We start from the raw sequence: 23,787 nt of genomic DNA on the forward strand, positions 1-23,787 counted from the left end.
TATGCTGTGTGGAATTATACACCAAGTTCTGATGGAAAAAGGTGGTGAACACACACATGCAAATTACGGATGTCAGACTCCGCCGTGTTAACTCGGAGGGGAGAATGAAGGCTATCGCATCCATTACCATCGATAACGAATTCGTCGTTCATGACATTCGTGTCATTGATGGTAACAACGGAATGTTTGTTGCTATGCCGAGCAAACGTACTCCTGATGGAGAGTTCCGTGATATCGCCCACCCGATCTCTTCTGGTACGCGTGAGAAGATTCAGGCAGCAGTTTTGACTGAATACGATCGTGCGGCAACTGAGGAAGAAGTCATTGAAGAAGGTGCCTGAGAACATTATTGGGGTTCGAAGGAAAAGAGAGCCATGTCTTATGGCTCTCTTTTCTTTTTGACCGGAATAAGATATATTCAGTATTGAGTTTATTAGCAGAGAACAAAAAGCGCATCGTGCGCTTGGTGGCAGGGCGGCATCTTAGGAATTATTGGGATTCGGTTAAGCTCGCAGGTACACGGCGTATACATATAGGTCACGATTCGTTGGTGTCCGCGTTGTTACGTGTGATTACAGAGACAGCAGGCGATGAACAGGACCGGCTTGAAGCCGGCTGAACGATACTCATTGGATATAGATCAGCAATGCATTTCAATGGGATTTTCAGAACAGGAGGTCGTTAATTTTGAAACGAATGGCAATCGTTCTTGCCGCAGGGCAAGGAAAACGAATGAAATCAAAATTGTACAAAGTACTGCATCCCGTATGCGGTAAACCTATGGTTGGACATGTGCTGGATGCAGCACTCAGCGCAGGCGTTGAACGCAGTGTAGTTGTAGTCGGTCATGGTGCCGAAGCGGTGCAGTCATTTTTGGGTTCCAGAGCGGAGTACACACTTCAGGCGGAACAACTGGGTACAGGTCATGCAGTGAAGCAGGTTAAATCCTTGCTTGGCGGTGAAACTGGCTCTACGATTGTGGTCTGCGGAGATACACCACTTGTGACCAGTGAGACGTTGGAAGGTCTGATGAAGCTGCATGAGAGCAGCGGAGCAGCAGCCACAGTTCTTACGGCTCAGTTGGACAATCCCAAAGGTTATGGCCGCGTCATTCGCGGAGAAGATGGATCTGTACAACGGATTGTGGAACAAAAGGATTGCACAGAGCAGGAAGATGCTGTGAATGAGATTAACACAGGCACATACTGTTTCGATAATGCAAAATTGTTCGCTGCCTTGGAAAAAGTGACGAACCAGAACGCTCAGGGAGAGTATTATCTCACAGACGTAGTTGGCATTTTCCGCAATGATGGAGAAGTGGTTGAAGCTTACATGTCGGATGACATCGCAGAATCCATCGGGGTTAACGACCGACTTGCACTTTCACAAGCCGAAGCCTTCATGCGTGAACGTCTTGCCGTACGCCATATGTTGAACGGTGTGACAATCATTGATCCGTCATCGACATATATCGGAGCGGATGTTACGATTGGATCAGATACAGTTCTGTATCCGGGGACGATCCTCAAAGGCACAACTTCCATCGGTGAAGCATGTCATATTGGTCCTCAGGCAGATGTGGAAGACAGCGTTATTCAGGACGGAGTTACGATTAAACATTCGGTAGTATCCAATGCCGAGGTTGGTTCTGATGCAACGGTAGGTCCATTTGCTAATTTGCGTCCAGGGACTAAGCTGGGTCGCAACGTAAAAATTGGTGACTTTGTTGAAGTGAAAAATGCTACAATTGATGAAGGTTCCAAAGTATCTCATCTCAGCTATATTGGAGATGCCAAAGTAGGGAAAAACGTAAATGTTGGATGCGGGGCAATAACTGTCAATTATGATGGTTATAATAAAGCTGTGACAACGATTGAAGATGATGCTTTTGTAGGCAGCAACGTCAATCTGATTGCACCGATTACGGTAGGAAAAGGCGCTTATGTGGTTGCTGGCTCCACCGTTACCCATTCCGTTCCCGAGAATGATCTGGCCATTGCTCGTCCACGTCAGGAGAATAAACCTGGTTATGCGGAGAAGATTCGCGGACGTGCCAAAGCCAAGAAACAAAATGCCAAACCCCAATAAGGGGTTTTGATAACAAGATTGCCTCCCGAAGATCGGGGAGGTGCCGACATGTCGCAGACGCTTATTGATTCCAATGAACCAGCACGGAGGGTTTTTATTTTATGACTTATTTTGATTCGAAATTAAAAATATTTACTTGCAATTCTAACCCCAAGCTTGCCCATCAAATTGCTGATTATATCGGGATCCCCATGGGTGAATCTCACACAACCAGCTTTAGTGATGGCGAGATTCAAGTGAAACTCTCCGAGAGTGTTCGGGGTTGTCACGTTTATATCGTGCAGTCCACTTGCTTGCCGGTTAATGATAACCTGATGGAAATGCTCGTTATGATTGATGCACTCAAACGGGCATCTGCCAAGACGATTAACGTCGTTATTCCTTACTATGGCTATGCAAGACAGGATCGCAAGGCACGTTCACGTGACCCGATTACAGCGAAACTGGTTGCTAACCTGATTGAAAAAGCGGGTGCAACCCGTGTCATCGCGATGGACTTGCATGCAATGCAGATCCAGGGATTCTTCGACATTCCAGTCGACCATTTGCTTGGCGTGCCAATTCTGGCTCAATATTTCCGGTCGAAACAGATCGAAAATCCGGTTGTTGTGTCGCCTGACCACGGTGGCGTAGTGCGCGCACGTAAACTGGCTGATTTCCTGAATGCACCCCTGGCGATTATCGATAAACGTCGTCCTGAGCCAAATGTGAGCGAAGTGATGAACATTATCGGTAACATCGAGGGTAAAACAGCTATCCTGATCGATGACATTATTGACACGGCGGGAACGATTGTACTGGGAGCGAATGCTCTGATGGAAGGCGGCGTAAAAGAAGTATACGCGTGCTGTACTCACCCGGTATTGTCCGGACCTGCGATGGAACGTTTGGAGAATGCACCATTGAAGGAAGTCATCGTAACGGATACTATTCCAATTACGCATGCTAATCCGACAAGCAAACTCAAAGTGTTGTCTGTAGCGCCTTTGCTCGGAGAAGCGATTATCCGGGTTCATGAGGAATTGTCAATCAGCAAGCTGTTTGAAATTGAATAAGGATGTCTGCATAAAGTAGTAGAGGGGTTACGTTTTCCGGTTCAATGGAAAATGTAACCCCTGTCGGCGTGCCGTTTTATTAAAAGTGAAACAGACGCTGTTCAGTCCATATAAGTTGAACTACTAATTTACACGATAACAGCGATCGGAAGATGTTTCTGCACGCGCAGTGATCCAGTGTAAAATGGTTCGTTCATCTTATATGGTTAATACCCGGGGCGGGAGATAAATCGGAAACGACGCCGATGAAAAAGCGTGTCGGCAATTTCGACGAATTGATTATCGAAACGTGTGATTAGACCAATCTCAATATGGGTGTCGCGGTCGTATACCTGTACAGGTACGTGATATTCGAGATGATAGATAAAATCGCTATGTTGAGTCAGTTGTCCATTGTCTTCGCGCAAAACCCGCTCACCTTCCTGGGTCGATAAAATATTAACTGTGAACACTACAGTAAATCGATCTTTACTTTCTTGATATTATATGAAATATAAGATTCGAAGTCTATGCCTCACCTCAGGCTAATCCGAAGGAGGGAACAAGATGAAGTGGATTGTCGGACTTGGAAATCCAGGCTCGAACTATGCCAAAACCCGTCATAATATCGGTTTTATGGCACTGGATCGGTTGGCTGATCGTCATAATATCTCCATTACACAGAATAAATGTAAAGCGCTGATTGGAGAAGGCAATATTGGCGGTGTGAAAACCGTACTGATCAAACCAATGACCTATATGAACTTGTCTGGTGAATCGGTTCGAGCATATATGGATTTTTATAAAGTTAGTCTTGAAGATCTGATTGTTGTGTACGACGACATGGATACAGAGATTGGCAAAGTCAGATTGCGTTACCAAGGTAGTGCAGGCGGACATAATGGAATCAAGTCCATTATTCAGCATACCGGTACACAGCAGTTTAACCGGGTGCGCATGGGAATATCCCGGCCTGAACCAGGACATGCCATTGTTGATTATGTACTGTCGACATTTATGAAGAAAGAAAAGGAAGCCCTTGATCAGACCATTGAGCAAACATGTGATGCTCTGGAGCATAGCTTGACTCATACGTTTGAACAAACAATGGCGAAGTTTAACGGTTAATTTTGTAAGGCATACTGGTAAAATGATCATAAAGACGGGTTCGATTCAGCCATACTGGACATACTGGATGTATAAACCATGTTCAGGAGGCATAAACATGTCAGTGAATTACGTATGTAGGCATTGCCGTACCTTTATTGGACGAATCGATTCTGCCCGGATAACGGAAGTAGAGCTCGGCTTTCATTTCTTGACCCCCGACGAGCGGAGGGATATAATAGCGTATAATTCCGGTGGTGACATTACCGTTCGGATTACATGTGATTACTGTAAGGAAGCCCTGGAGCACAATCCGGAGCTTAGCCTGCTCGCGAGTCCGCTTCAGTAGACATCGCCTGTACAGGATCGAATGACAGTTGAGGGCGGTTGCGTAATAACGCTCCACCTTTTATAGCCTTGGCAGCCTGCTGAGGCTTCTTTTCAGTTGGCATGAAAGTCATGGCTATCTCGAAATCAGGCTCAGCCGCATCAACAGATGTGGCAATGTTGCGAGTAATCCGATATGATGAAACAGGACAAAAAGGAATTTGTATCCATTTTAATAGTGATGCTACGCGTATGCGTGAGATAATCAAGTAAGTTATAAGAGAGGTGCCCCTTTTGTTACAAGCACTTATACAGGCTTTTTCCAAAGATCCGGACTTCGGATCCATTACAGCCGGAATCAAGTCCGGCATGAAGGAACAATTGGTTTCGGGTTTATCCGGCTCGGCGCGTCAGATTATGCTGGCTGCCTTGCATCAGGAAATGAACCGACCATTGCTCGTAGTAACACACAATATGTTTTCAGCTCAAAAAATTGCAGAAGATTTACAGGAAGCGCTTTCACCTGATCAGGTGTTGATCTATCCTGCCAACGAACTTGTCGCTGCGGAAGCTGCTGTTTCCAGCCCGGAAACATTGGGTCAGCGTATTGATGTGTTGGTCCGTTGCGCCCAGGGATTCAGGGGCGTTGTTGTTATTCCTTTTTCCGGGGTAAGACGTTATGTTCCGCTTCCGGAAGTGATGGCCAATGCTCGAATTTTGATCAAACAGGGTAACACACTTCAACTGGACTCCTTCCTGCTGGAGATGGTAAAGCTCGGATACGAGCGTGTGGAACGCGTGGAATCTCGTGGTGAGATGAGTGTACGCGGAGGTATCATCGACTTCTATCCGGTTACTTCATCGATCGCATATCGGGTGGAGTTATTTGATGATGAGATCGACTCCATTCGGACATTTGATCCAGCGGATCAGCGTTCGATTGAACGGATTGAAGAAATTACGGTTTTACCATGCAAGGAGTTAATTGCAGATCGTGAACGTATGGAAAAGGCTGCCGATGCGGCTGCTCTTTTGCTGGAGCAACAGCTGGAGAAAATGACGGACCGGCAGGCGAAGCTGCGTCTTCGTGAGGAAATTCACCGGGAGATCGAGCTTTTGCGGGAACACGTGTATTTCTCCGAAATGTATAAATATATTTCTCCGCTCTATCCGGAGAACAAAACGATCTATGACTATATGCCAGAAGATACCCTGCTGGTTCTTGATGAGCCTGCCAGACTATCGGAGACATCGAAACAGCTGGACCGTGATGAATCAGAGTGGAACCTGCATTTGATGCAAAACGGAAAAACACTTCCGGATCTTCCATTATCCGCAGACGGTGATGAACTCTTGTATGAGCGTCCATTCCAGACGCTGTTTATGTCGATCTTTTTGCGCCAAGTTCCACACACTCAACCACAAAACATTCTGAACTTCATCAGTCGTGGTATGCAGGATTTCCATGGACAGATGAACGTACTGAAGGCAGAGATGGAGCGTTGGCAGAAGGCCGGAGTCAAAGTGCTCATGCTGGCGAACGGTGAGGAGCGACTCGAGCGGATGCGCCGGGTACTGATGGACTATGATATTCTAGAGCCAGAGATGATGATCGGTAATTTGCAAACGGGATTTGAAATGCCGTCCATTCATTTGGCTGTTGTGACCGAGGGCGAGATGTTCTCGCAAAAACAGCGTAAAGTACGCAAACCGATTCGGAATGTGGATAATGCTGAACGGATCAAATCCTATAGCGAGCTAAAAGTGGGCGATTATGTCGTTCATCAGAACCACGGGATTGGTAAGTACCTGGGGATCGGCACCCTCGAGGTTGGCGGTATTCATAAGGACTACATGCATATTCTCTATGCGGGTGGAGACAAACTGTCTGTACCTATTGAGCAGATCGATCTGATTCAAAAATATGTTGGATCCGAAGAGAAAGAACCGAAAATATACAAGCTAGGCGGCAATGAGTGGACACGGGTCAAAAATAAAGTCCGCACATCCGTACAGGATATTGCTGATGATCTAATTAAGCTGTATGCAGAGCGTCAGACCTCCAAAGGGTTTGGATTCGACAAGGATTCTGCGGAGCAGCAGGAGTTTGAGGACATGTTCCCTTACGATGAGACACGTGATCAGGTGCGTGCGATCGAAGAAATCAAAAAGGACATGGAACAAAACCGTCCAATGGATCGTTTATTGTGTGGGGATGTTGGTTACGGCAAAACCGAGGTGGCTATTCGGGCTGCATTTAAAGCAGCTATTGAAGGCAAACAGGTGGCTGTACTCGTGCCAACAACCATTTTGGCACAGCAGCATTTTGAGACGTTCCGTGAGCGCTTCTCCGGTTATCCGTTCAACATTCATGTGCTTAGCCGGTTCCGCTCCCGTAAAGAGCAGAATGAAACAGCCAAAGGCATCAAGGCAGGTACAGTGGATATTGTCATCGGGACACATCGATTGCTGTCGCAGGATCTGGTGTTCAAAGACCTGGGACTGCTCATTGTTGATGAAGAACAGCGCTTCGGTGTAACCCATAAGGAAAAACTGAAGAAGCTGAAAACCAATGTAGACGTGCTGACACTGACGGCAACGCCGATTCCGCGTACGCTTCATATGTCCATGCTGGGTGTGCGTGATCTGTCCGTTATTGAGACTCCACCAGAGAATCGTTTCCCGGTGCAGACCTATGTGGTTGAACACAGCCAGGCGCTTGTTCGTGAAGCCATTGAGCGTGAGCTTGCCCGTGGTGGGCAAGTGTATTACCTCTACAACCGTGTTCAGGGAATCCAGGAGATGGCAGCCGAAATTTCTGAACTTGTGCCTGAAGCCAAAGTTGGTGTAGGACATGGTCAGATGTCGGAAACAGAGCTGGAGAAAACGATTCTGGACTTCCTGGATGGTGAATATGACGTGCTTGTGAGCACAAGTATCATCGAGACCGGGGTAGATATTCCGAACGTAAATACACTGATCGTACATGATGCGGATAAAATGGGACTCTCCCAGCTGTATCAACTGCGCGGACGTGTGGGTCGTTCCAACCGTATTGCGTATGCCTATTTTACGTACCAACGGGATAAAGTGCTTACTGAAGTTGCTGAGAAACGTCTGCAATCAATCAAAGAATTTACCGAACTGGGTTCAGGATTCAAAATTGCCATGCGTGACTTGTCGATTCGTGGTGCGGGAAATCTGCTAGGAGCGGAGCAGCATGGTTTCATCGCTTCCGTCGGGTTTGATCTGTATTCCCAGATGCTTGCAGAGGAGATCAACAAACGCAAAGTTACGATGCTTGGCGAAGAGCCGGTACCTTCAGACCAGTGGAACACAACCCTGGATCTCAGTATCGATGCCTACTTGCCGTCCGATTATATCTATGACAGTATTCAGAAGATTGAGATCTACAAAAAAGTGGCGGTCATTGCATCCTTCGACGATGCGATGGAGTTGGAAGACGAATTGGTTGACCGATTCGGTGATCTTCCGGAAGCCGTCATTAACTTGCTGGCTGTTGCGCGGATGAAAGTATACGGCAAAATCTACGGTATTGAGTCCATTTCCCAACGTGGTGAGGACATTACCGTGAAGTTCTATGAAGGGCGTGAACATGCCTTTGAACTCTCGAAAATCGCGCACATTGGAAATCAGTTCGAAAGACGTGTACAATTTGAACAAGGACCCCATATGCTGATTCACGCTAAAGGCAAGGGGCTTGGGGATAAGCAACTGATGGAGCTGGTAGAGAAAATTCTGGAGTCCATGAAAACTGCTTTTAAATCAAAGGGGGAACTAAAGGATGTTACCAAAGTATAAAAAAGTAGGAAAAGTACTGTCTGTGAGCATGGTCGCAGTACTATCCTTATCACTGCTTGCTGCATGTGGCAAGAAAGAAGAAGCAAAAACACCGGAATCGACGGATACAAGTGCTGTAGTCGCTACGTATGATGGTGGTACTATTACAGCCAATGAATTCGATATGGAGCAACGTGTCATGAAATTCCTCTATCCGGAGTATGCACAAATGATGGATATGGACGATTTCAAAGAGTATCTGGTGAAACAGGAAGTTGCTTATGAATATCTGAGTGGTAAAGCAAGTGAAGAAGCCAAAACAGCAGGTACAAAAGCGGCAACTGAGCAATTCGATAAAATGAAAGCTTCTGTTCAGGCAGATCAATGGACAGAAATGCTCAAAGCTCAGAAACTGACTGACGACAACATTAAAGACTACATGACTCGGATCATGACAGTAATCAAAGATAAAGAAACAGGCGTTACGGACGATGCAATCAAGGCTGAGTTTGAGAAAAACAAAGATCAGTTCACAACGGCTTCCGTTCGTCACGTGCTGATTAACTTCACAGATCCAAAAACGCAAAAAGAGCGTAAAAAAGAAGATGCACTTAAAATTGCAAAAGAAGTAAAAACCAAGTTGGATGGCGGAGCTGATTTTGCTGAAATTGCAAAAAAATATTCCGAAGATCCAGGTTCTGCTGAAAAGGGTGGACTGTATGAAAATACACCTGTAGGTAGCTGGGTGGAAGCATTTAAGGAAGCTGCAAAAACATTGCCACTGAATAAGATCAGTGATCCAGTAGAGACAGAGTACGGTTACCACGTCATGAAAGTGGAAGCTCGTACTGAAGCTGACTTTGCCAAATTGACGGCTGAACAAAAAGAAAGTCTGAAGAGCCAATTGGCTGCAGCCGAAATCGATACGTTCATGCAAAATGAATTGGACAAAATCGTAAAAGAAGTTAAACTGCCAAAAACAGAAAAAGCTGAAGAAGGTAAGACTGAAGGCACAACTGAAGGCACTACGGGTACAGGAACTGAAGGAGAAAAAACAACCGAACCAAAAACGGATGACTCCACAGGTACGGATACCAAGACTGACCAAGGTACGACTGGAACAGACAAAGATGCAACTACAGATGAAGGTACAAGCAGCAAGTAAGCTGGTAAAATTGCTGTGTTAGCATACGTTCAGGGTTGAATTCGCCCGAATGAATGCCTTGTACTTCGTAAATATGGACAACCATGCAGAGAAGCAAGGGGAGGACTTAGGACCTCCTTCTTGCTTCTTCTTGTATACATTCAAGCCGTATGGGTACATGGTCGCCTTCTTCGAAAGTTACACAACTATATTCTCCGAAGCATGTATAAGGAAATGGGAACAGATGAATACTATGGTCAAGATATCACACTAAACGTTCTGGGACTTTCCTCTACCCATTAAGGAACAGTAGTTGAAAAATCTTCTCGAGAAAGTGGGGCAACATGTGAAATGAAAGCTACTGGTATTGTCCGCCGTATAGATGACCTTGGTCGTGTGGTCATTCCAAAAGAAATCCGCCGTACGTTACGTATTCGTGAAGGTGATCCACTGGAAATTTTCGTGGATCGTGATGGAGAAGTTATCCTTAAAAAATATTCGCCAATTGGCGAACTTGGTGATTTTGCCAAAGAATATGCAGAATCCCTGTATGAGAGTACAGGACATGTAACGATGATTTCTGACCGGGATACCATTATCACGGTGGCAGGCGGCTCCAAGAAAGAATATTTGGACAAGCAGGTAGGTCAGCTGTTAGAGGGATGTATGGAAAACAGGAAGACCATTCTGGAAACAAACAATGGTTCTTATGAACTTAGCAAAGATCATGACGAGACGTTATCCTCTTTTGTTATTGCGCCGATTATTTCAGGTGGTGACCCCATCGGAACGGTTATCCTGTTTAATAAGGATGAATCGGTGAAGATGTCTCAGATGGAAGTGAAGATGTCTGAGACGGCTGCTGGTTTCCTTGGCAAGCAAATGGAACAATAGACCGCAGATCAACTCCTGGTGCCCTGTCTTGGGCATACGGGAGTTTTTGCATTTTAAGGGACAACAAAGTTAATCCGGATGATTGTGATGGGGGAGGGTTAGTCTGTGTGCCTTCAGGCAGTTATAATAGCAAGGTATGCTTAAAAGGATTACGCGGGAGGGACTTATGAAACAGCCGTCTACAGGCTCAAGGCTGCTACAGGGTGCATTTATACTTGGGCTTGCTGCCATTATCTCTAAAATCATTGGTGCTTTTCAGAAGATTCCGCTGCAGAATCTGGGGGGAGACGGTGTATTTGGCATCTACAATACGGTGTATCCGTTATATATGCTCATTATCACGCTTGCTACTGCAGGGCTGCCGCTGGCCGTATCCAAATTCGTAGCAGAACAGAACGCACTCGGAAGACCAGACGAGAGCAGAAGAATTATTCGACTATCTTCCCTACTGCTCGGGGGAATTGGAATTATAATGGCGCTCTTGATGTATGCAGGTGCGCCGCTGATCGCTGACATGATTGGCAACCGCCATGTGGTTCCATCGATTCGTGCTGCTTCATGGGCGTTATTATTCGTACCGGTGATGACAGGGCTGCGTGGATATTTTCAGGGATTACAGCAGATGGTTCCAACAGCAGTATCACAAGTGGTGGAGCAGACGATACGTGTCACCGTCATGATTGTTCTTCTTCTGTGGTTGATGAGACGGGATGCTTCGCTTGAGACTATTGCTGCTGGTGCCATGATGGGCTCCGTTGCTGGTGGAATGGTTGGACTGTTAACCATGTTAGGTTACATGGTCCGTCATCGGCGGAAAGGCAGGGAAGTCGTCACCGAACAATTGGATTCGGAATGGAGCAGTAAAGGCGGGGAGGTTGGATCAGATCGTCATGAGCGTCAGGAGAATACACCGGTTACGCCGCTGAAAAAAACGGTGAGTGCTATTAACCCGACTCTGGCAGAAAGATCACGATCCAATGGGGAGTGGATCAAGACGCTACTCATGTATGCCATTCCCGTCTGTCTCGGGTCACTCGCCGTGCCGTTGATGAATCTGGTGGATACCTTCACCGTGCCACGGCTTCTACGAGGAGAAGGGCTGGATGAACTTCAGTCGATGGTTTCCTTCGGCATCTATAACCGTGGATTGCCGCTGGTTCAACTGGTGACGATGCTGGCCACGTCACTATCTGTGCTCTTTATTCCGGCGATGGCGGAAGCCCGGTTAAAGGGCGGGCCAGAAGCCGTCCGGCAGCAAGCAGGCCTCGCGCTGCGCTGGTTCTGGTTGATCGGCCTGGCGGCATCCGCGGGTCTCGCGGTGCTGGCGGAGCCGATTAACCGCATGCTGTACGGAGATGCCGCAGGCACCGAAGCACTGCGGTACATGGCGCTGACGGCTGCGGGCAGCACCGTCAGCATTATTGCGGCGGCGCTGCTGCAAGGCCTCGGCGCCGTGCGCGCACCCGCGTTCAGCATGCTGGCCGCCGCAGGCGTCAAGGCGCTGCTGAACGTTATGCTTGTGCCGGCGCTGGGCATCAGCGGCGCGGCTCTGGCAGGCGCAGTCGCCTACATGCTGGCGGCTGGCCTGAATGTGGCGCTGCTGGCGCGGCTTGTCGCGCTGCGCCCTGCCCCTGGCGCCGTTCTGGCGAAGCCGGCGCTGGTGATCGCCGCCATGAGTCTGGCGGCGTTAGGCACTGCCTGGGCCGCCGAAGCCGTGCTCGGCGGCATGGGGATCGCGGCCAACCGCAGGCTGGCCGCGATGGGCGTGAGCCTGCTGGGCATTGCCGCAGGCTCGGCCGTGTTCTTGCTGGCGGCGGCCCGGACAGGGCTACTGACTGCCGCGGAGCTGGCGGCTGTGCCTAAGTTGGGGCCTCGCCTTGCCAAGCTGCTGCGCAGACTGCGTGTGCTGCGCTAGCTCCATGCTCACAGTGCTTCTACACCCAGCACAGCGAATATGCAATTATAGGATATCGAATGATTCTGGTATAATACGTGTAATTAGTCCTGTTCAGGCATGATGAATCATTGAGCCTGGACAGGATAGTCCGGATGGAGGTTTACGTAATGAGTGCAGCTTTAACCGTAGTGGGTCTTGGATCTGGAGATGCAGACCAACTGACCGTAGGTATTATCAAAAAAATGAAACATGCAGCTACGCTGTATGTACGTACCCTGGATCATCCCGTATTGAATGATCTGAAGCAAGAGGGGCTGGAGATGACATCATTTGATGCCATCTATGAGGCGAAGTCCTCCTTCCCCGAAGTATATGATGAGATCGCGAACCAACTGATAGAGGCTGCTCGCAAGGGTGAGGCCGGAACCGAAGTTGTGTATGCCGTTCCGGGTCATCCCATGGTGGCAGAAGCAAGTGTGCGCCTACTCAAAGAGCGTTGTCCGCAGATGGGTATTTCACTGCGTGTGATGGGCGGGGAGAGCTTCCTAGATGAAGCTTTTATACGACTTGGATTCGATCCAATCGAAGGTTTTCAACTTCTGGATGCCAGCAGCCTGAACACGGAACTGGTACAACCACAGCTACATACGTTGATCGGACAAGTCTACGATGTGTTCACTGCTTCGGATGTGAAGCTATGCCTGATGGAGGTTTACCCGGATGATTATCCGGTATTTGTGGGTCATGCGTTGGGTGTGCAGGGTCAGGAGGTCATTCACAAGATTCCATTGCACGAACTGGACCGGATCGAAGGGTACGGCAATCTGTCACTGATCTATGTACCGAAGAACACCGATGATGCCTTGCGTCGCAGATCCTTTGCGCGTTTGCATGAGATCGTCAATATTCTTCGCAGTCCGGGTGGCTGTCCATGGGATCAGGAGCAGACGCATCAATCCATTCGCAAAAACCTGATTGAAGAGACCTATGAGGTCATTGAGACGATCGATGAGGATGACCCCGACCATATGAAAGAAGAACTGGGTGATCTGCTGCTGCAGATTTTATTGCACTCCCAGATGGAAGAAGAGGTTGGTACATTTAATGTGTATGATGTCATCGAAGGTTTGAATGATAAGCTGATCTTCCGCCATCCACATGTTTTTGGCGATAATCAGGCAGAAGATGCGAATGAAGCTCTTCAGAACTGGGAACAGATGAAGGCAGAGGAGAAGAAGCGCAAAGGCCAGGATCAACAGAAGGTTTCCGTGCTGGATGGTATACCGCGTGACTTGCCTGCATTGATGAAGGGATACAAGTTACAGAAGAAAGCAGCCAAAGTAGGCTTTGACTGGGATGATGTTGAAGGCGTGTTTGCCAAGATCGAGGAAGAACTGGCGGAGTTGAAAGAAGCGGTGCAACAAGGCCAGTCTGCGGAAGAACGGAAGCTCGAACTGGGTGATTTATTATTCGCAGCCGCGAACGTTGCAAGATTCATCGATACGGACCCGGAAGAGGCGCTTGCTGCGACCAACCGCAAGTTTGTCGGGCGGTTCCAGTACATCGAAGAGCGTCTTCGCGAACAGGGAAGAACACCAGCAGAAAGCAATGTAGAAGAGATGGAGCAATTCTGGCAGGATGCGAAGAAGGCAGGATTATAACAGGTTCAATTTTCTGGGAAAAGCCAGATAACCTTATTCCATTCATGCTATGCAGTGTGTTATGATAATACGAACATGTGTTCATCTGTGTAAACTGGGGTTGGTGTTTAGCGACGGATGGTTTCGGGTACTGGTCTTAGACTGTTGCCTGCGGACCATCGACAAAAAGCTAAAAAAAGTCGCGGACTAAGGCAGGATTTCAGATGCCAAGCCAGAATACATGTGTAGTAACCTTACGCGAAACCAGTGGCAATCGATGTATTGTCAGGAATCGCAGATACTTTTTTTTCAATTTGGGAGGCTTTTAAAAATGAACAAAACAGATCTGATTAACAACATTTCAACCAAAAGTGGTTTGACTAAAAAAGACGTTGAGTCCGTATTGAACGGCTTTTTGGGAGAAATTACAGATGCACTTGCCAGCGGAGACAAAGTACAATTGATCGGCTTTGGCACTTTTGAGACCCGCAAACGTTCCGGTCGTACCGGACGTAACCCACAAACAGGGAATGAAATCGTGATTCCTGAGTCCACTGTTCCTGCATTCAAAGCAGGCAACAAACTTAAAGAAGCCGTAAAATAATGCGTCTTGATAAATTCCTGAAGGTCTCCCGGCTAATCAAACGCCGCACTGTGGCCAAGGACGTCTCTGAACAGGGACGTGTTCTGGTGAACGGACGTGAAGCTAAGCCCAGCGCCGCTGTCAAAGTGGGCGATGAGCTGACGGTTCAGTTCGGTCAGAAACTGGTCACTGTGAGGGTGGAACGAATTGCCGAGAGTACCAAGAAGGATGAGGCGAGCAGCCTCTACACCTTGGTGAAGGAAGAGCCGATCGCCAAGGATAACGGAATGAACTGGTAACAGTACATCTGGTATTAAATATTCATTCAATGCAAGTTGAATCGAAACGTCCTCCTGTAACAGGGAAGGGCGTTTTTGTTTTTACTGGATGCCGGGTTATTTGTTCAACAACGCTGGTTCTATTCCAACCTCCACACCCATAAGCTAGGTGTAAGAAGGAGGGGTACATGCCATGGTTGAGCACGGTAAGGCCAAACAGCATCATCTGAGCATGCAGAATCGGAAACTGCTGGATCTGACGGGTGTCTCCAACGTGGAGAGCTTCGACAGTGAGGAATTTTTGCTGCAGACTGAACTTGGGCATCTGACCATCCGGGGGCACAATTTACATATCAAAAACCTGAGCCTGGAGGAAGGTCTGTTATCCATTGAAGGCACAGTCAGTTCGCTCCAATATCTGGACCCCGGTTCCCAGTCCAAAAATGGTAAAGGCCTGTTTGGCAAGATGTTCCGATGAGTCCGGATACTCAATGGATCACATTGATGTGGATGCTTACCTCGGGGGTCGTGATGGGAATGGCCTACGACAGTTACCGGGTACTGTCCGGACAGCTGCGGTTTCCGAGATGGAGTATTCACACGCTCGATCTGTTGTACTGGGTTGCTTCCGCGCTGTTCGTTTTTCGGATGCTATACGCCGGAAACCACGGACAGTTGCGGTTTTATGTCTTTTTGGGGCTGATTATAGGGGTTTGCTTCTATTTTTGGCTTTTAAGTGTTACAACCCAGCGTTTTGTGGTAATGTTAATTAAACTCGCAAGAACGCTGATTCATTGGTGTGGACATATCCTTAACATCCTGATCGTTATGCCGGCTAAAGGAATTTATAAGTTAATTCGCGTATTATTCGGTTTTGTAATTGCGATACTATTATTCCTGGGCAGGCTGGTGCTGCAATGTTTGGTACCTTTCGGCAAGTTGTTCCGCTGGATGTTTAGGCCGCTCCTGAAACATTGGGTAACGCCACGCTTCATGATCCGTGTGGGTACAAGAATTGCAGCGATGTGGAAACGCTGGTTTTAAGGAGGTCCGTAATGGGTAAAACACCTGTGGGCAGATCAAAGGCTCCAACTAACCAAGGAAAATCTGCCGGTGCAAAAAGGCGCCTCATGCTTTGGATGACGTTTATGATTGTATTTGTAATATGGGCAGGATATACATTCCTTGTGCAGACTGCACAAATTTCGGACAAGAGTTCTCATCTGGCCACTCAGCAAGCTTCAAAGGAAGATACGTTGAAGAAGCTGGAACAGTTGAAGTACGAAGTCAGCCGGTTGAATGACCCTGAATACATAGGACAGCTGGCACGGAAAAAAGGATATTATCTTCCTGAGGAAACGCCGATCCAGGTTGAAGAGTCAGGGAACTGATGGAATTCGGTCTATTACCGAGCTAGGTTTGTTATCCGTGTGTCTGAAGCCGTTAAACCGGAAAAAATAGGCTCTCTGATGGGGTAGTGTTCAGTTGACCTTGGTTTATGGCATAAGGTATAATTACATTAGCGCAGCATTGATTTTGGCATTCAAAAAATCGGGTTGTATATTTTTAAGGGAGGATCATTTTATTCTATGGCAATTGAAGTGGGCACCAAGTTAGAGGGCAAGGTGACAGGAATCACGCATTTTGGAGCATTTGTGGATCTGTCAGGAGGTGTCACGGGTCTCGTTCACATCTCGGAAATCGCCGACAATTATGTCAAAGATGTCAACGACCACCTGAAGCTGAATGACCTCGTTACAGTGAAGGTTATCAACGTTGACAAGGATGGCAAGATCGGACTTTCCATTAAGCAAGCTGTTGACAAACCGGTTGAGCAACAAACCCAATCTAGACCCCCGAGAGCTCCTAGACCGGAACGCAGTGGAGGAGATCGCGAACGATTCAGCGGCGGAGGCCCAAGTGGTGGCCAAGGTCGTGGTGGTGGCGGCGGTGGATTTAACCGTGGTGACCGCGGAGGCCGTTCTTTCAAGCCCGCAGCAGGCAAACCTTCATTTGAGGATAAAATGTCACGCTTCCTGAAAGATAGTGAAGAGCGGATCTCTTCGCTTAAGAAGAACACAGAAGGCAAACGCGGAGGCCGTGGAGCCAAGCGTGTGTAATCTGTCACAACCTGATCTAAACATATAAGTAAAACCGTTAGCCCATGGGCTAACGGTTTTTTTGCGTTTCTTTCACAGATAAGTAGTTGAATAGCTTTTTTTGTAAGGTGAAGCTCCATATCCCCAGTTTTTCTGCACGGCAAAATGAAACCATAAGAACATTTGTCGTCTACCATTTTTTACCGACAGGTTTCCGTGGCATTCCACAGTTATCCTGCTCAAATGGTGGCGAGACCAAACCATCTCCGGTTCAAAATCAGACATTCCGATTGTCGGAATCAAGTAGGAGAATGAATGAAACCACAATAAGGCCGGGGGTTTCGCTCCACCGCGCCAGGCTTGTTTCTTTTGTCGTAAACTTTTTGGACCCTGCCCACCTATTCTGACAAACTACGTCTTCTAATCTATCTATAATCAGAACCATCGAGAACGAAACACGAAAATTCAAATTAATCGAATGGGGTGCCTTGAGGATGATGGAAAAGTGGAATGTCATTCAATTTCCGGGAATGAAAGCAGGTAAAGGAGGTACGGAAGCTCGGGAGGAGCTGTCGGTACGTCTGAAACAATGGCTTGGCTCCCGCAAGGCTGTCCAGATGGTTGCTTCCCGCAAATGGGTACTGCTGCTTACGTTTATGGGGTTCCTGCTCGGAAAGGCAATGATCCTGAATGAGTTATCTCCCTTTGCCATTGCTTACTTCGCTGTAATTGCTTTCATGCGCAGGGATTACATCATTCCGGTAGGCGCTGCACTTCTCGCAGGCAGTCTCTTTGCACCGTTTCCAGTACCACTCATTGTTGCATCGGAGATCGCCATCTTTTATCTGCTCTTCCGGGGTCTGGAGTCATATGATCGTGCTGAATTATCTTATGCACCAACGATGGTGTTTACGACTACATTTATGGTCAAGTTATTCGCGGTTGTGATCGGACCATCCTTCAGCTGGTACGCGATGCTGATGCTCACGATGGATTCGGTATTAAGTTTCGTGCTCACCCTTGTTTTTATACAAGCCATACCGATCTTCACCTACCGCAAAAAAAAGTTCAGCCTAAAGAACGAGGAGATCCTCTGCCTGATCATATTGCTCGCTTCCGTTATGACGGGAGCCGTAGGGTGGACCATTCAGTCTTTATCCGTCGAGCATATGCTCTCCCGTTATCTCATATTAATCTTTGCGCTGGTGGGCGGAGCCCCCCTTGGAGCCTCAGTTGGGGTCATTACCGGCTTGATTCTGAGTCTGGCTGACATGTCAGCGGTGTATCAGATGAGCCTGCTTGCTTTTGCCGGGATGCTGGCGGGTATGCTTCGAGAGGGCAAACGTGCGGCGGTTGCACTGGGTATGCTGCTGGGTTCGTCCATTCTATCCATATATCTGGGCGGACCGGGCGATGTGATGAACTCATTATGGGAGACGTGTGCAGCTATCGCACTATTCATGTTAACACCTAAAAGCCTGATGACGGCGATATCCAAATATGTACCGGGTACGCAGGATCATACCAAATCGCAGCATGAGTATGCCAAACGGATACGGGATATCACGGCAGAACGGGTAACCCGGTTCTCACAGGTATTCCGTCAATTGTCACGTAGCTTCGATCAGATGTCGGGTGCAGGAGAGCAGGTACAGAAAGAAGGTGGAATGGACCATTTCATGAATGCGGTTGCCGAGGGCACATGTGCGAGCTGTTTCAAGCGTACACAATGCTGGGATGCGAAGTTTATTCAAACCTACAAATATATGACGGACGTGATGAGTACGATTGAAGGAAACCCTGAGATCTCAGGCAAGCAGATTCCAGTCGACTGGAACAGGGTGTGTGCGAAACCGGAAGAGGTCCTTGAAGTCATGCGTGCCCAGTATGGACTGCATCAACATAACATGCAATGGAAGCGTCAAATTATCGATAGCCGGCAGCTGGTTGCAGAGCAATTGTCCGGTGTATCTCAGGTCATGGAGGACCTGGCCAAAGAAATTCAGCGGGAAAGTGATGAGATGGTACAGCAGGAGGAGCAGATTCGGGACGCACTGGAGTCACTGGGCTTGTCCATTCACTCCATTGAGATCATCAATCTGGAGGCAGGCAATGTAGAGATTGAGATTGTACATGCATATACACGTGGATTCGATGAGTGCCGGAAAATGATTGCTCCGCTGATCTCGGATGTACTGGACGAGCATATTGCCGTCTTGCATGAGACCATGACCGATCCTCGTCAGGGACTGGCAACTGTTACGTTTGGTTCAGCCAAAACGTTCGAGGTAACCACGGGTGTTGCTGCCGCCGCAAAAGGGGGAGATGTGATGTCAGGCGACAGCTTCAGTACGGTTGAGTTAGGCAATGGTACATTTGCAGTGGCGCTCAGTGATGGAATGGGCAATGGAGAACGGGCACGCATGGAGAGCAGCGCGGCGCTGAACATACTGGAACAGTTGCTACAGTCCGGCATGGACGAGAAACTGGCGATCAAATCCGTGAACTCTGTTCTGATGCTGCGCTCCCCTGAAGAGATGTATGCCACAGTGGATATGGCGCTGATTGATGAATATACGGCAGAGACCACGTTTATGAAAATCGGATCGACGCCAAGTTTTATCAAACGAGGACAGGAGGTTATTCAGGTTTCAGCCAGCAATTTGCCAATCGGTATTATTAAAGATATTGAAGTGGATCTGGTGACGGTACAGCTTCAGCCGGGGGATATCCTCATTATGATGACGGATGGCATCTATGATGCACCGGGGTATGCGGTGAACAAAGAGTTATGGATGAAACGGCTCATTCAAGAGATTGATACAGATGATCCACAAGATTTGGCCGATTGCCTGCTTGAAAGTGTCATAAGATATCAGCAGCATGAGATATTGGATGATATGACCGTCGTTGTTGGAAAAGTAGAGCATTTCCGCCCTGAATGGGCCACACTGCGTGTGCCTGGCATCAACCGGATGGAGCGTCCACGGACCGTCAGTTAATTGCATATTCTTCTGTTTGAAGTCTCTTCATTCTGGCAATGCTAGTCATAGAGTTGGAGAGTAACGAATAACGGAGGGATATCGGATGAAGCAAATCTTATTGATCACCGACGGTTGTTCCAATGTAGGACCAAGTCCAGTGCTGGCAGCGGCCGAAGCGCTGGAAGAGGGGATTACGGTTAATGTGGTTGGCGTGATTGATTATGGAACCATTGGTGAGTTGGGTAGCCGGGAGATTGAGGATATTGCCAGAGCCGGAGGTGGAATCAGCCAAATTGTAGGTACACGTCAGCTTGCTCATACGGTGCAGATGATGACAAGGAAAACGGTGGTTCAGACCATTCAGCAGGCGGTTAATAGAGAGTTAACACAAATTTTGGGAGAGAAGGAGCCCAAAACGGTAACCGATCTGGAGCCTGCACAACGCGCCCGGGTCGTGGAAGTGATGGATGATATGGCTGAAACTACAGCCTTACAGGTTATATTGTTAATCGACGTCAGTGCCAGCATGAAGCCCAAACTGGCTGCGGTAGAAGAAGGCATTCGTGATTTAATGTTAAGTTTGCAGGCGCGTATAGGTGAGAGCAAGCTTTCCGTATTTCATTTTCCGGGACGACACAGTGGAGAAGATGCGGTAATGGATATTGACTGGACAACGGATCCAGGCCGTGTTCGGTCCTTGTTTGGAAGGTTGCAGATGAAGGGTGCAACGCCGACAGGTCCTGCAATTCAGAAGGTGATTGATTTTTACCGTTATGGTACACTGGAGAAACAGCAGGAAATAGAAGGGAACTATCGCATTGAAAGAGAAGGGATGCTCGGTGACAACGTTGTCTGACGCCTCTTTCCCACCAGGAACAGTGGTTACAGGGAAATGGAATCGCAGTCGTTACACGATTCGGAAGCTACTGGGCAAAGGAGCTAATGGCATCGTTTTTCTTGTCCAACGGGGTGAAAATGGCAAACACTACGCGCTAAAAATGGGATTTGATCCGGTTGATCTGCAATCGGAAGTCAATGTGCTCAAATCTTTTCAACTACAGCGTAATCATGAGGCCCTTCGGCAGAGCGGCATTCCTTCCTATCTTAAAGATGTGGATGATTATGCCGTTCGTGGCCGGGATATTCCCTTTTATGTGATGCGTTACGTTAGAGGTGAGGCACTTCATCACTTTATTCGGCGTCAGGGGACAGACTGGACACTTCTGGTGGGACATAGACTCTTGCAGAAGCTGGCACAATTGCATCAGGCGGGATGGGTGTTTGGTGATCTCAAACCTCAGAATGTGTTGGTATCCGACTATGGGCAGGTGGAATTGATCGACTACGGCGGAGTTACGTCTATTGGTCGAAGCGTCAAACAGTTCACCGAATGGTATGATCGGGGCTTCTGGAATGCAGGCAGCCGTACGGCAGATGGTACCTATGATGTATTTGCATTTGCATTATTGTTGATTCATGTACTTGAAGCAGACGCGCTCAAGGCACTGGCAGCCGAGGGATTACCGCAACTGCGAAGTGTGAATCAGCTCGTAGCGCTGGTGGAGCGCAGTGAACGACTGGGTCCTTTTCGCAATTGGACAACTCAGGCATTACGAGGTCAGTTTCGTGATGCAGGTCATGCGGCACAAGGGTGGAAGGAAATGATGGCACGCCCCACGCCTCTCCGCCGTCGTTCCAAAAGTACCACACCGCGCTGGCTTAAAAACGCATTCGCTGTATCTGTGATATTACTTATTGGAGTGCTCATCTATGCACTACTTTTCTGATCTGTGAGAGTGCATATACATAACGCAAGGAATGAGGAACAGGTATGGAGGCTTTACGCTGGAACATGCTGGTGAAGAACGTGCTGGATGCAGCGGAAGAGCATCAGTTATGGGTTCCCGGGGATCGGATTGTCGTCGCAGTATCGGGCGGGCCGGACTCGGTAGCTTTTTTGCATATCATGCACGAGATCAGCAAGCGGCATGTGCCACTTGAATTGATCTGTGCCCACGTGCATCATGGCTTCCGGAGTGAATCTGATGATGAAGCGGAGAAAATGATGGAACTGGCACAGCAGCTTGGTATTAAATTTGAATGGACCAAGGCCGATGTACCTTCATATATGGAGTTGACGGGTCAAGGACCACAGGAAGCAGCCCGCAACAAGCGATATGCCTTTTTGCACGAAGTGGCTTCCAAATATAATGCGGCAAGCATCGCTTTGGCACATCATGCCGATGATCAGGCGGAGACAGTCATGCTTCATTTGATTCGTGGAACCGGCTTGTCGGGACTCTCAGGAATGAAGTTTAAAAGACGAGAAAAAAATGTGGAACTTATTCGTCCATGCCTTCGTATAAACAAGACAGACCTTGTAGAAGCTTGTAATACCCAGGGTTTTATGTATTTCAATGATGAGAGCAACGCCCTGCGTAAATATCGGCGTAATGCCATTCGCTTGGATGTGCTTCCTTTTTTGGGGCAGTATAATGGACAACTCACGCCGTCATTGAATCGGCTTGCCGAAATTGTGGGTGATGAAGACGATTTCATGGAGCAGAGTGCATATGACACATACAGGTGTCTAGTGCAGGTGAACGGCGGAAGGCAAACCTTTGAGGTGCCTTCCTTCTTGAAGTTACATGTCGCTTTACAACGAAGGTTGATTAAACTAATATTGAATTATCTGCCTTTGGACAGTGATTTTGTCGACTTTACCCGTATAGAAACCATTCGACGCAAGGTCATGGAGACCCATGTGACGACCTGGAGCCTGGATATAGGACAGACACTCGCCTGCACTCGGGAGTATAATCTGATTTCTTTTGGCATACGGACGGACGTACAGGATCAATCTTACGAGTATCGTCTTGCGCAATGGAGTGGAACTTATGAGCTTTCACTCACCCCAATTAACCGGTATATTCGGTTGATGACGGTGAGTCCCGAGGACTATCATGTACCGGAATCGGCGGATCAAGCCGCGTTTGATGCGGATCAACTGCTTATGCCGCTGGTTGTGCGTTCACGGTTACCTGGAGATACCATGAAAGTGATGGGATTAAACGGAAGCAAAAAGGTGAAAAATATTTTCATCGATGAGAAAATCCCCCCATCTGTCCGTCCACGTATTCCTGTGGTATGTGATGGAGCAGGTCATATCATCTGGTTACCGGGTGTTCGACGGTCCAGTGTGGCTCCTGTCAGGGAGGGCACTTCCGCAATCCTGTACATGACTGTAGGCGATTCAGCGATTCAGGGGTAGTGGTTATGGTTCAGGTAAGGCTTTCATAGTATAACTTAGGAGGTTCGCACAGTTGCAGAACGACATTCAGGAAGTATTGATCAGTGAAGAAGAAATTCAGAGTAAAGTCAAGGAATTAGGCGCAACACTAAGTGCCGAATATGCAAATCGCAATCCTTTGGTCATTTGTGTGCTCAAGGGTGCGTTTATATTTATGGCTGATTTGGTTAAAAACATAACGGTACCTGTTGAAATGGATTTTATGGCGGTATCCAGTTACGGCGCTTCCACCAAGTCATCAGGTGTTGTCAAAATCATTAAGGATCTGGATGTATCCGTTGAAGGACGGGAAGTTCTGATTGTCGAAGATATTATCGACAGCGGACTTACACTCAGCTATCTGATTGAACTGCTAGAAAACCGCGGTGCCGAGTCGGTGCGAGTGGTTACGCTGTTCGACAAGCCTTCAGGCCGTAAAGTTGAGTTGGAAGCTCATTACACAGGCTTTGACATTCCTGACGCGTTCATCGTTGGTTACGGTTTGGATTTTGCGGAGAAGTACCGGAACCTGCCCTATATCGGGATTTTGAAGCCGGAAGTCTATAGTAGCTAATATCCTGCCCGACCCAAGCCTTGAGCTGTTCTTGGCTTCTGTTGAGAA

Annotated in this window: 23 protein-coding genes; 22 read left to right on the forward strand and 1 reads right to left on the reverse strand. The window is 47.9% G+C overall.

Going from position 1 to position 23,787, the window contains the following annotated elements; translation table 11 throughout:
* Positions 1-56 precede the first annotated feature (56 nt).
* The 4 genes from spoVG to MHH25_RS00205 all read left to right on the forward strand — a co-directional run bounded on the left by spoVG (position 57) and on the right by MHH25_RS00205 (position 3,143).
* On the forward strand, positions 57-341 hold the full coding sequence (gene spoVG, locus MHH25_RS00190) for a septation regulator SpoVG (RefSeq protein WP_017691372.1): 285 nt from the start codon (positions 57-59) through the stop codon (positions 339-341).
* Between the two features lie 83 nt (positions 342-424).
* Positions 425-619 (forward strand): hypothetical protein, encoded by a 195-nt coding sequence (locus MHH25_RS00195; RefSeq protein WP_133120450.1) that lies wholly within the window; start codon positions 425-427, stop codon positions 617-619.
* 68 nt (positions 620-687) lie between these two features.
* Positions 688-2,088: a bifunctional UDP-N-acetylglucosamine diphosphorylase/glucosamine-1-phosphate N-acetyltransferase GlmU gene (gene glmU / locus MHH25_RS00200; protein ID WP_076320276.1), complete on the forward strand. Its 1,401-nt coding sequence runs from the start codon at positions 688-690 to the stop codon at positions 2,086-2,088.
* A 101-nt stretch (positions 2,089-2,189) separates the two neighbouring features.
* A complete protein-coding gene (locus MHH25_RS00205; protein ID WP_017691370.1) occupies positions 2,190-3,143 on the forward strand; it encodes a ribose-phosphate diphosphokinase in 954 nt (317 codons plus the stop codon).
* 206 nt (positions 3,144-3,349) lie between these two features.
* Here MHH25_RS00205 and MHH25_RS00210 read toward each other — a convergent pair whose 3' ends face one another.
* Entirely contained in the window at positions 3,350-3,550 is a 201-nt protein-coding gene (locus MHH25_RS00210; RefSeq protein WP_024633712.1) for a hypothetical protein, read from the reverse strand.
* Between the two features lie 139 nt (positions 3,551-3,689).
* On the opposite strand from MHH25_RS00210, the gene pth reads away from it, so the two are divergent.
* From pth to hpt, 18 genes are all read left to right on the forward strand, one after another.
* Positions 3,690-4,250, forward strand: a complete 561-nt coding sequence (pth, locus tag MHH25_RS00215) for an aminoacyl-tRNA hydrolase (protein ID WP_036606126.1) — start codon at positions 3,690-3,692, stop codon at positions 4,248-4,250.
* Between the two features lie 97 nt (positions 4,251-4,347).
* The gene (locus MHH25_RS00220; RefSeq protein ID WP_017691368.1) at positions 4,348-4,578 is read left to right on the forward strand and encodes an anti-sigma-F factor Fin family protein; all 231 of its coding nucleotides are present in this window, start codon (positions 4,348-4,350) and stop codon (positions 4,576-4,578) included.
* A 272-nt stretch (positions 4,579-4,850) separates the two neighbouring features.
* Entirely contained in the window at positions 4,851-8,378 is a 3,528-nt protein-coding gene (mfd, locus tag MHH25_RS00225; protein WP_036668468.1) for a transcription-repair coupling factor, read from the forward strand.
* Complete coding sequence (locus MHH25_RS00230; RefSeq protein WP_036668467.1) at positions 8,362-9,522, forward strand: peptidylprolyl isomerase; 1,161 nt, start codon at positions 8,362-8,364, stop codon at positions 9,520-9,522. Before mfd ends, MHH25_RS00230 begins: the two co-directional genes overlap by 17 nt.
* A 330-nt stretch (positions 9,523-9,852) precedes the next feature.
* A complete protein-coding gene (spoVT, locus tag MHH25_RS00235) occupies positions 9,853-10,395 on the forward strand; it encodes a stage V sporulation protein T (protein ID WP_036606123.1) in 543 nt (180 codons plus the stop codon).
* A gap of 166 nt (positions 10,396-10,561) precedes the next feature.
* Positions 10,562-12,310: a polysaccharide biosynthesis protein gene (locus tag MHH25_RS00240; protein WP_340018843.1), complete on the forward strand. Its 1,749-nt coding sequence runs from the start codon at positions 10,562-10,564 to the stop codon at positions 12,308-12,310.
* Between the two features lie 149 nt (positions 12,311-12,459).
* Entirely contained in the window at positions 12,460-13,953 is a 1,494-nt protein-coding gene (gene mazG / locus MHH25_RS00245; protein WP_340018844.1) for a nucleoside triphosphate pyrophosphohydrolase, read from the forward strand.
* A gap of 310 nt (positions 13,954-14,263) precedes the next feature.
* On the forward strand, positions 14,264-14,536 hold the full coding sequence (locus tag MHH25_RS00250; RefSeq protein WP_017691362.1) for an HU family DNA-binding protein: 273 nt from the start codon (positions 14,264-14,266) through the stop codon (positions 14,534-14,536).
* The gene (locus MHH25_RS00255) at positions 14,536-14,814 is read left to right on the forward strand and encodes an RNA-binding S4 domain-containing protein (protein WP_017691361.1); all 279 of its coding nucleotides are present in this window, start codon (positions 14,536-14,538) and stop codon (positions 14,812-14,814) included. The genes MHH25_RS00250 and MHH25_RS00255 overlap by 1 nt, the downstream gene beginning before the upstream one ends.
* Positions 14,815-14,986: 172 nt before the next feature.
* Complete coding sequence (gene yabP / locus MHH25_RS00260; protein ID WP_036606119.1) at positions 14,987-15,271, forward strand: sporulation protein YabP; 285 nt, start codon at positions 14,987-14,989, stop codon at positions 15,269-15,271.
* A complete protein-coding gene (yabQ, locus tag MHH25_RS00265; RefSeq protein WP_017691359.1) occupies positions 15,268-15,837 on the forward strand; it encodes a spore cortex biosynthesis protein YabQ in 570 nt (189 codons plus the stop codon). The genes yabP and yabQ overlap by 4 nt, the downstream gene beginning before the upstream one ends.
* 11 nt (positions 15,838-15,848) lie before the next feature.
* Positions 15,849-16,184, forward strand: coding sequence for a septum formation initiator family protein (locus MHH25_RS00270; RefSeq protein WP_017691358.1), 336 nt, complete (start codon positions 15,849-15,851; stop codon positions 16,182-16,184).
* 198 nt (positions 16,185-16,382) lie between these two features.
* On the forward strand, positions 16,383-16,913 hold the full coding sequence (locus MHH25_RS00275) for a S1 domain-containing RNA-binding protein (protein WP_017691357.1): 531 nt from the start codon (positions 16,383-16,385) through the stop codon (positions 16,911-16,913).
* 473 nt (positions 16,914-17,386) lie between these two features.
* Positions 17,387-19,894: a stage II sporulation protein E gene (spoIIE, locus tag MHH25_RS00280; protein ID WP_340018845.1), complete on the forward strand. Its 2,508-nt coding sequence runs from the start codon at positions 17,387-17,389 to the stop codon at positions 19,892-19,894.
* Positions 19,895-19,979: 85 nt separating this feature from the next.
* Complete coding sequence (locus MHH25_RS00285; RefSeq protein ID WP_340018846.1) at positions 19,980-20,732, forward strand: VWA domain-containing protein; 753 nt, start codon at positions 19,980-19,982, stop codon at positions 20,730-20,732.
* Positions 20,716-21,663 (forward strand): serine/threonine protein kinase, encoded by a 948-nt coding sequence (locus tag MHH25_RS00290; protein ID WP_340020429.1) that lies wholly within the window; start codon positions 20,716-20,718, stop codon positions 21,661-21,663. Before MHH25_RS00285 ends, MHH25_RS00290 begins: the two co-directional genes overlap by 17 nt.
* A gap of 44 nt (positions 21,664-21,707) precedes the next feature.
* Positions 21,708-23,147: a tRNA lysidine(34) synthetase TilS gene (gene tilS / locus MHH25_RS00295; protein ID WP_340018847.1), complete on the forward strand. Its 1,440-nt coding sequence runs from the start codon at positions 21,708-21,710 to the stop codon at positions 23,145-23,147.
* A gap of 52 nt (positions 23,148-23,199) precedes the next feature.
* Complete coding sequence (gene hpt / locus MHH25_RS00300; protein ID WP_017691352.1) at positions 23,200-23,739, forward strand: hypoxanthine phosphoribosyltransferase; 540 nt, start codon at positions 23,200-23,202, stop codon at positions 23,737-23,739.
* Positions 23,740-23,787 lie beyond the last annotated feature (48 nt).

Origin of the sequence: Paenibacillus sp. FSL H3-0457 (assembly GCF_037981725.1) — a bacterium.
Taxonomy (GTDB): Bacteria; Bacillota; Bacilli; order Paenibacillales; family Paenibacillaceae; genus Paenibacillus; species Paenibacillus amylolyticus.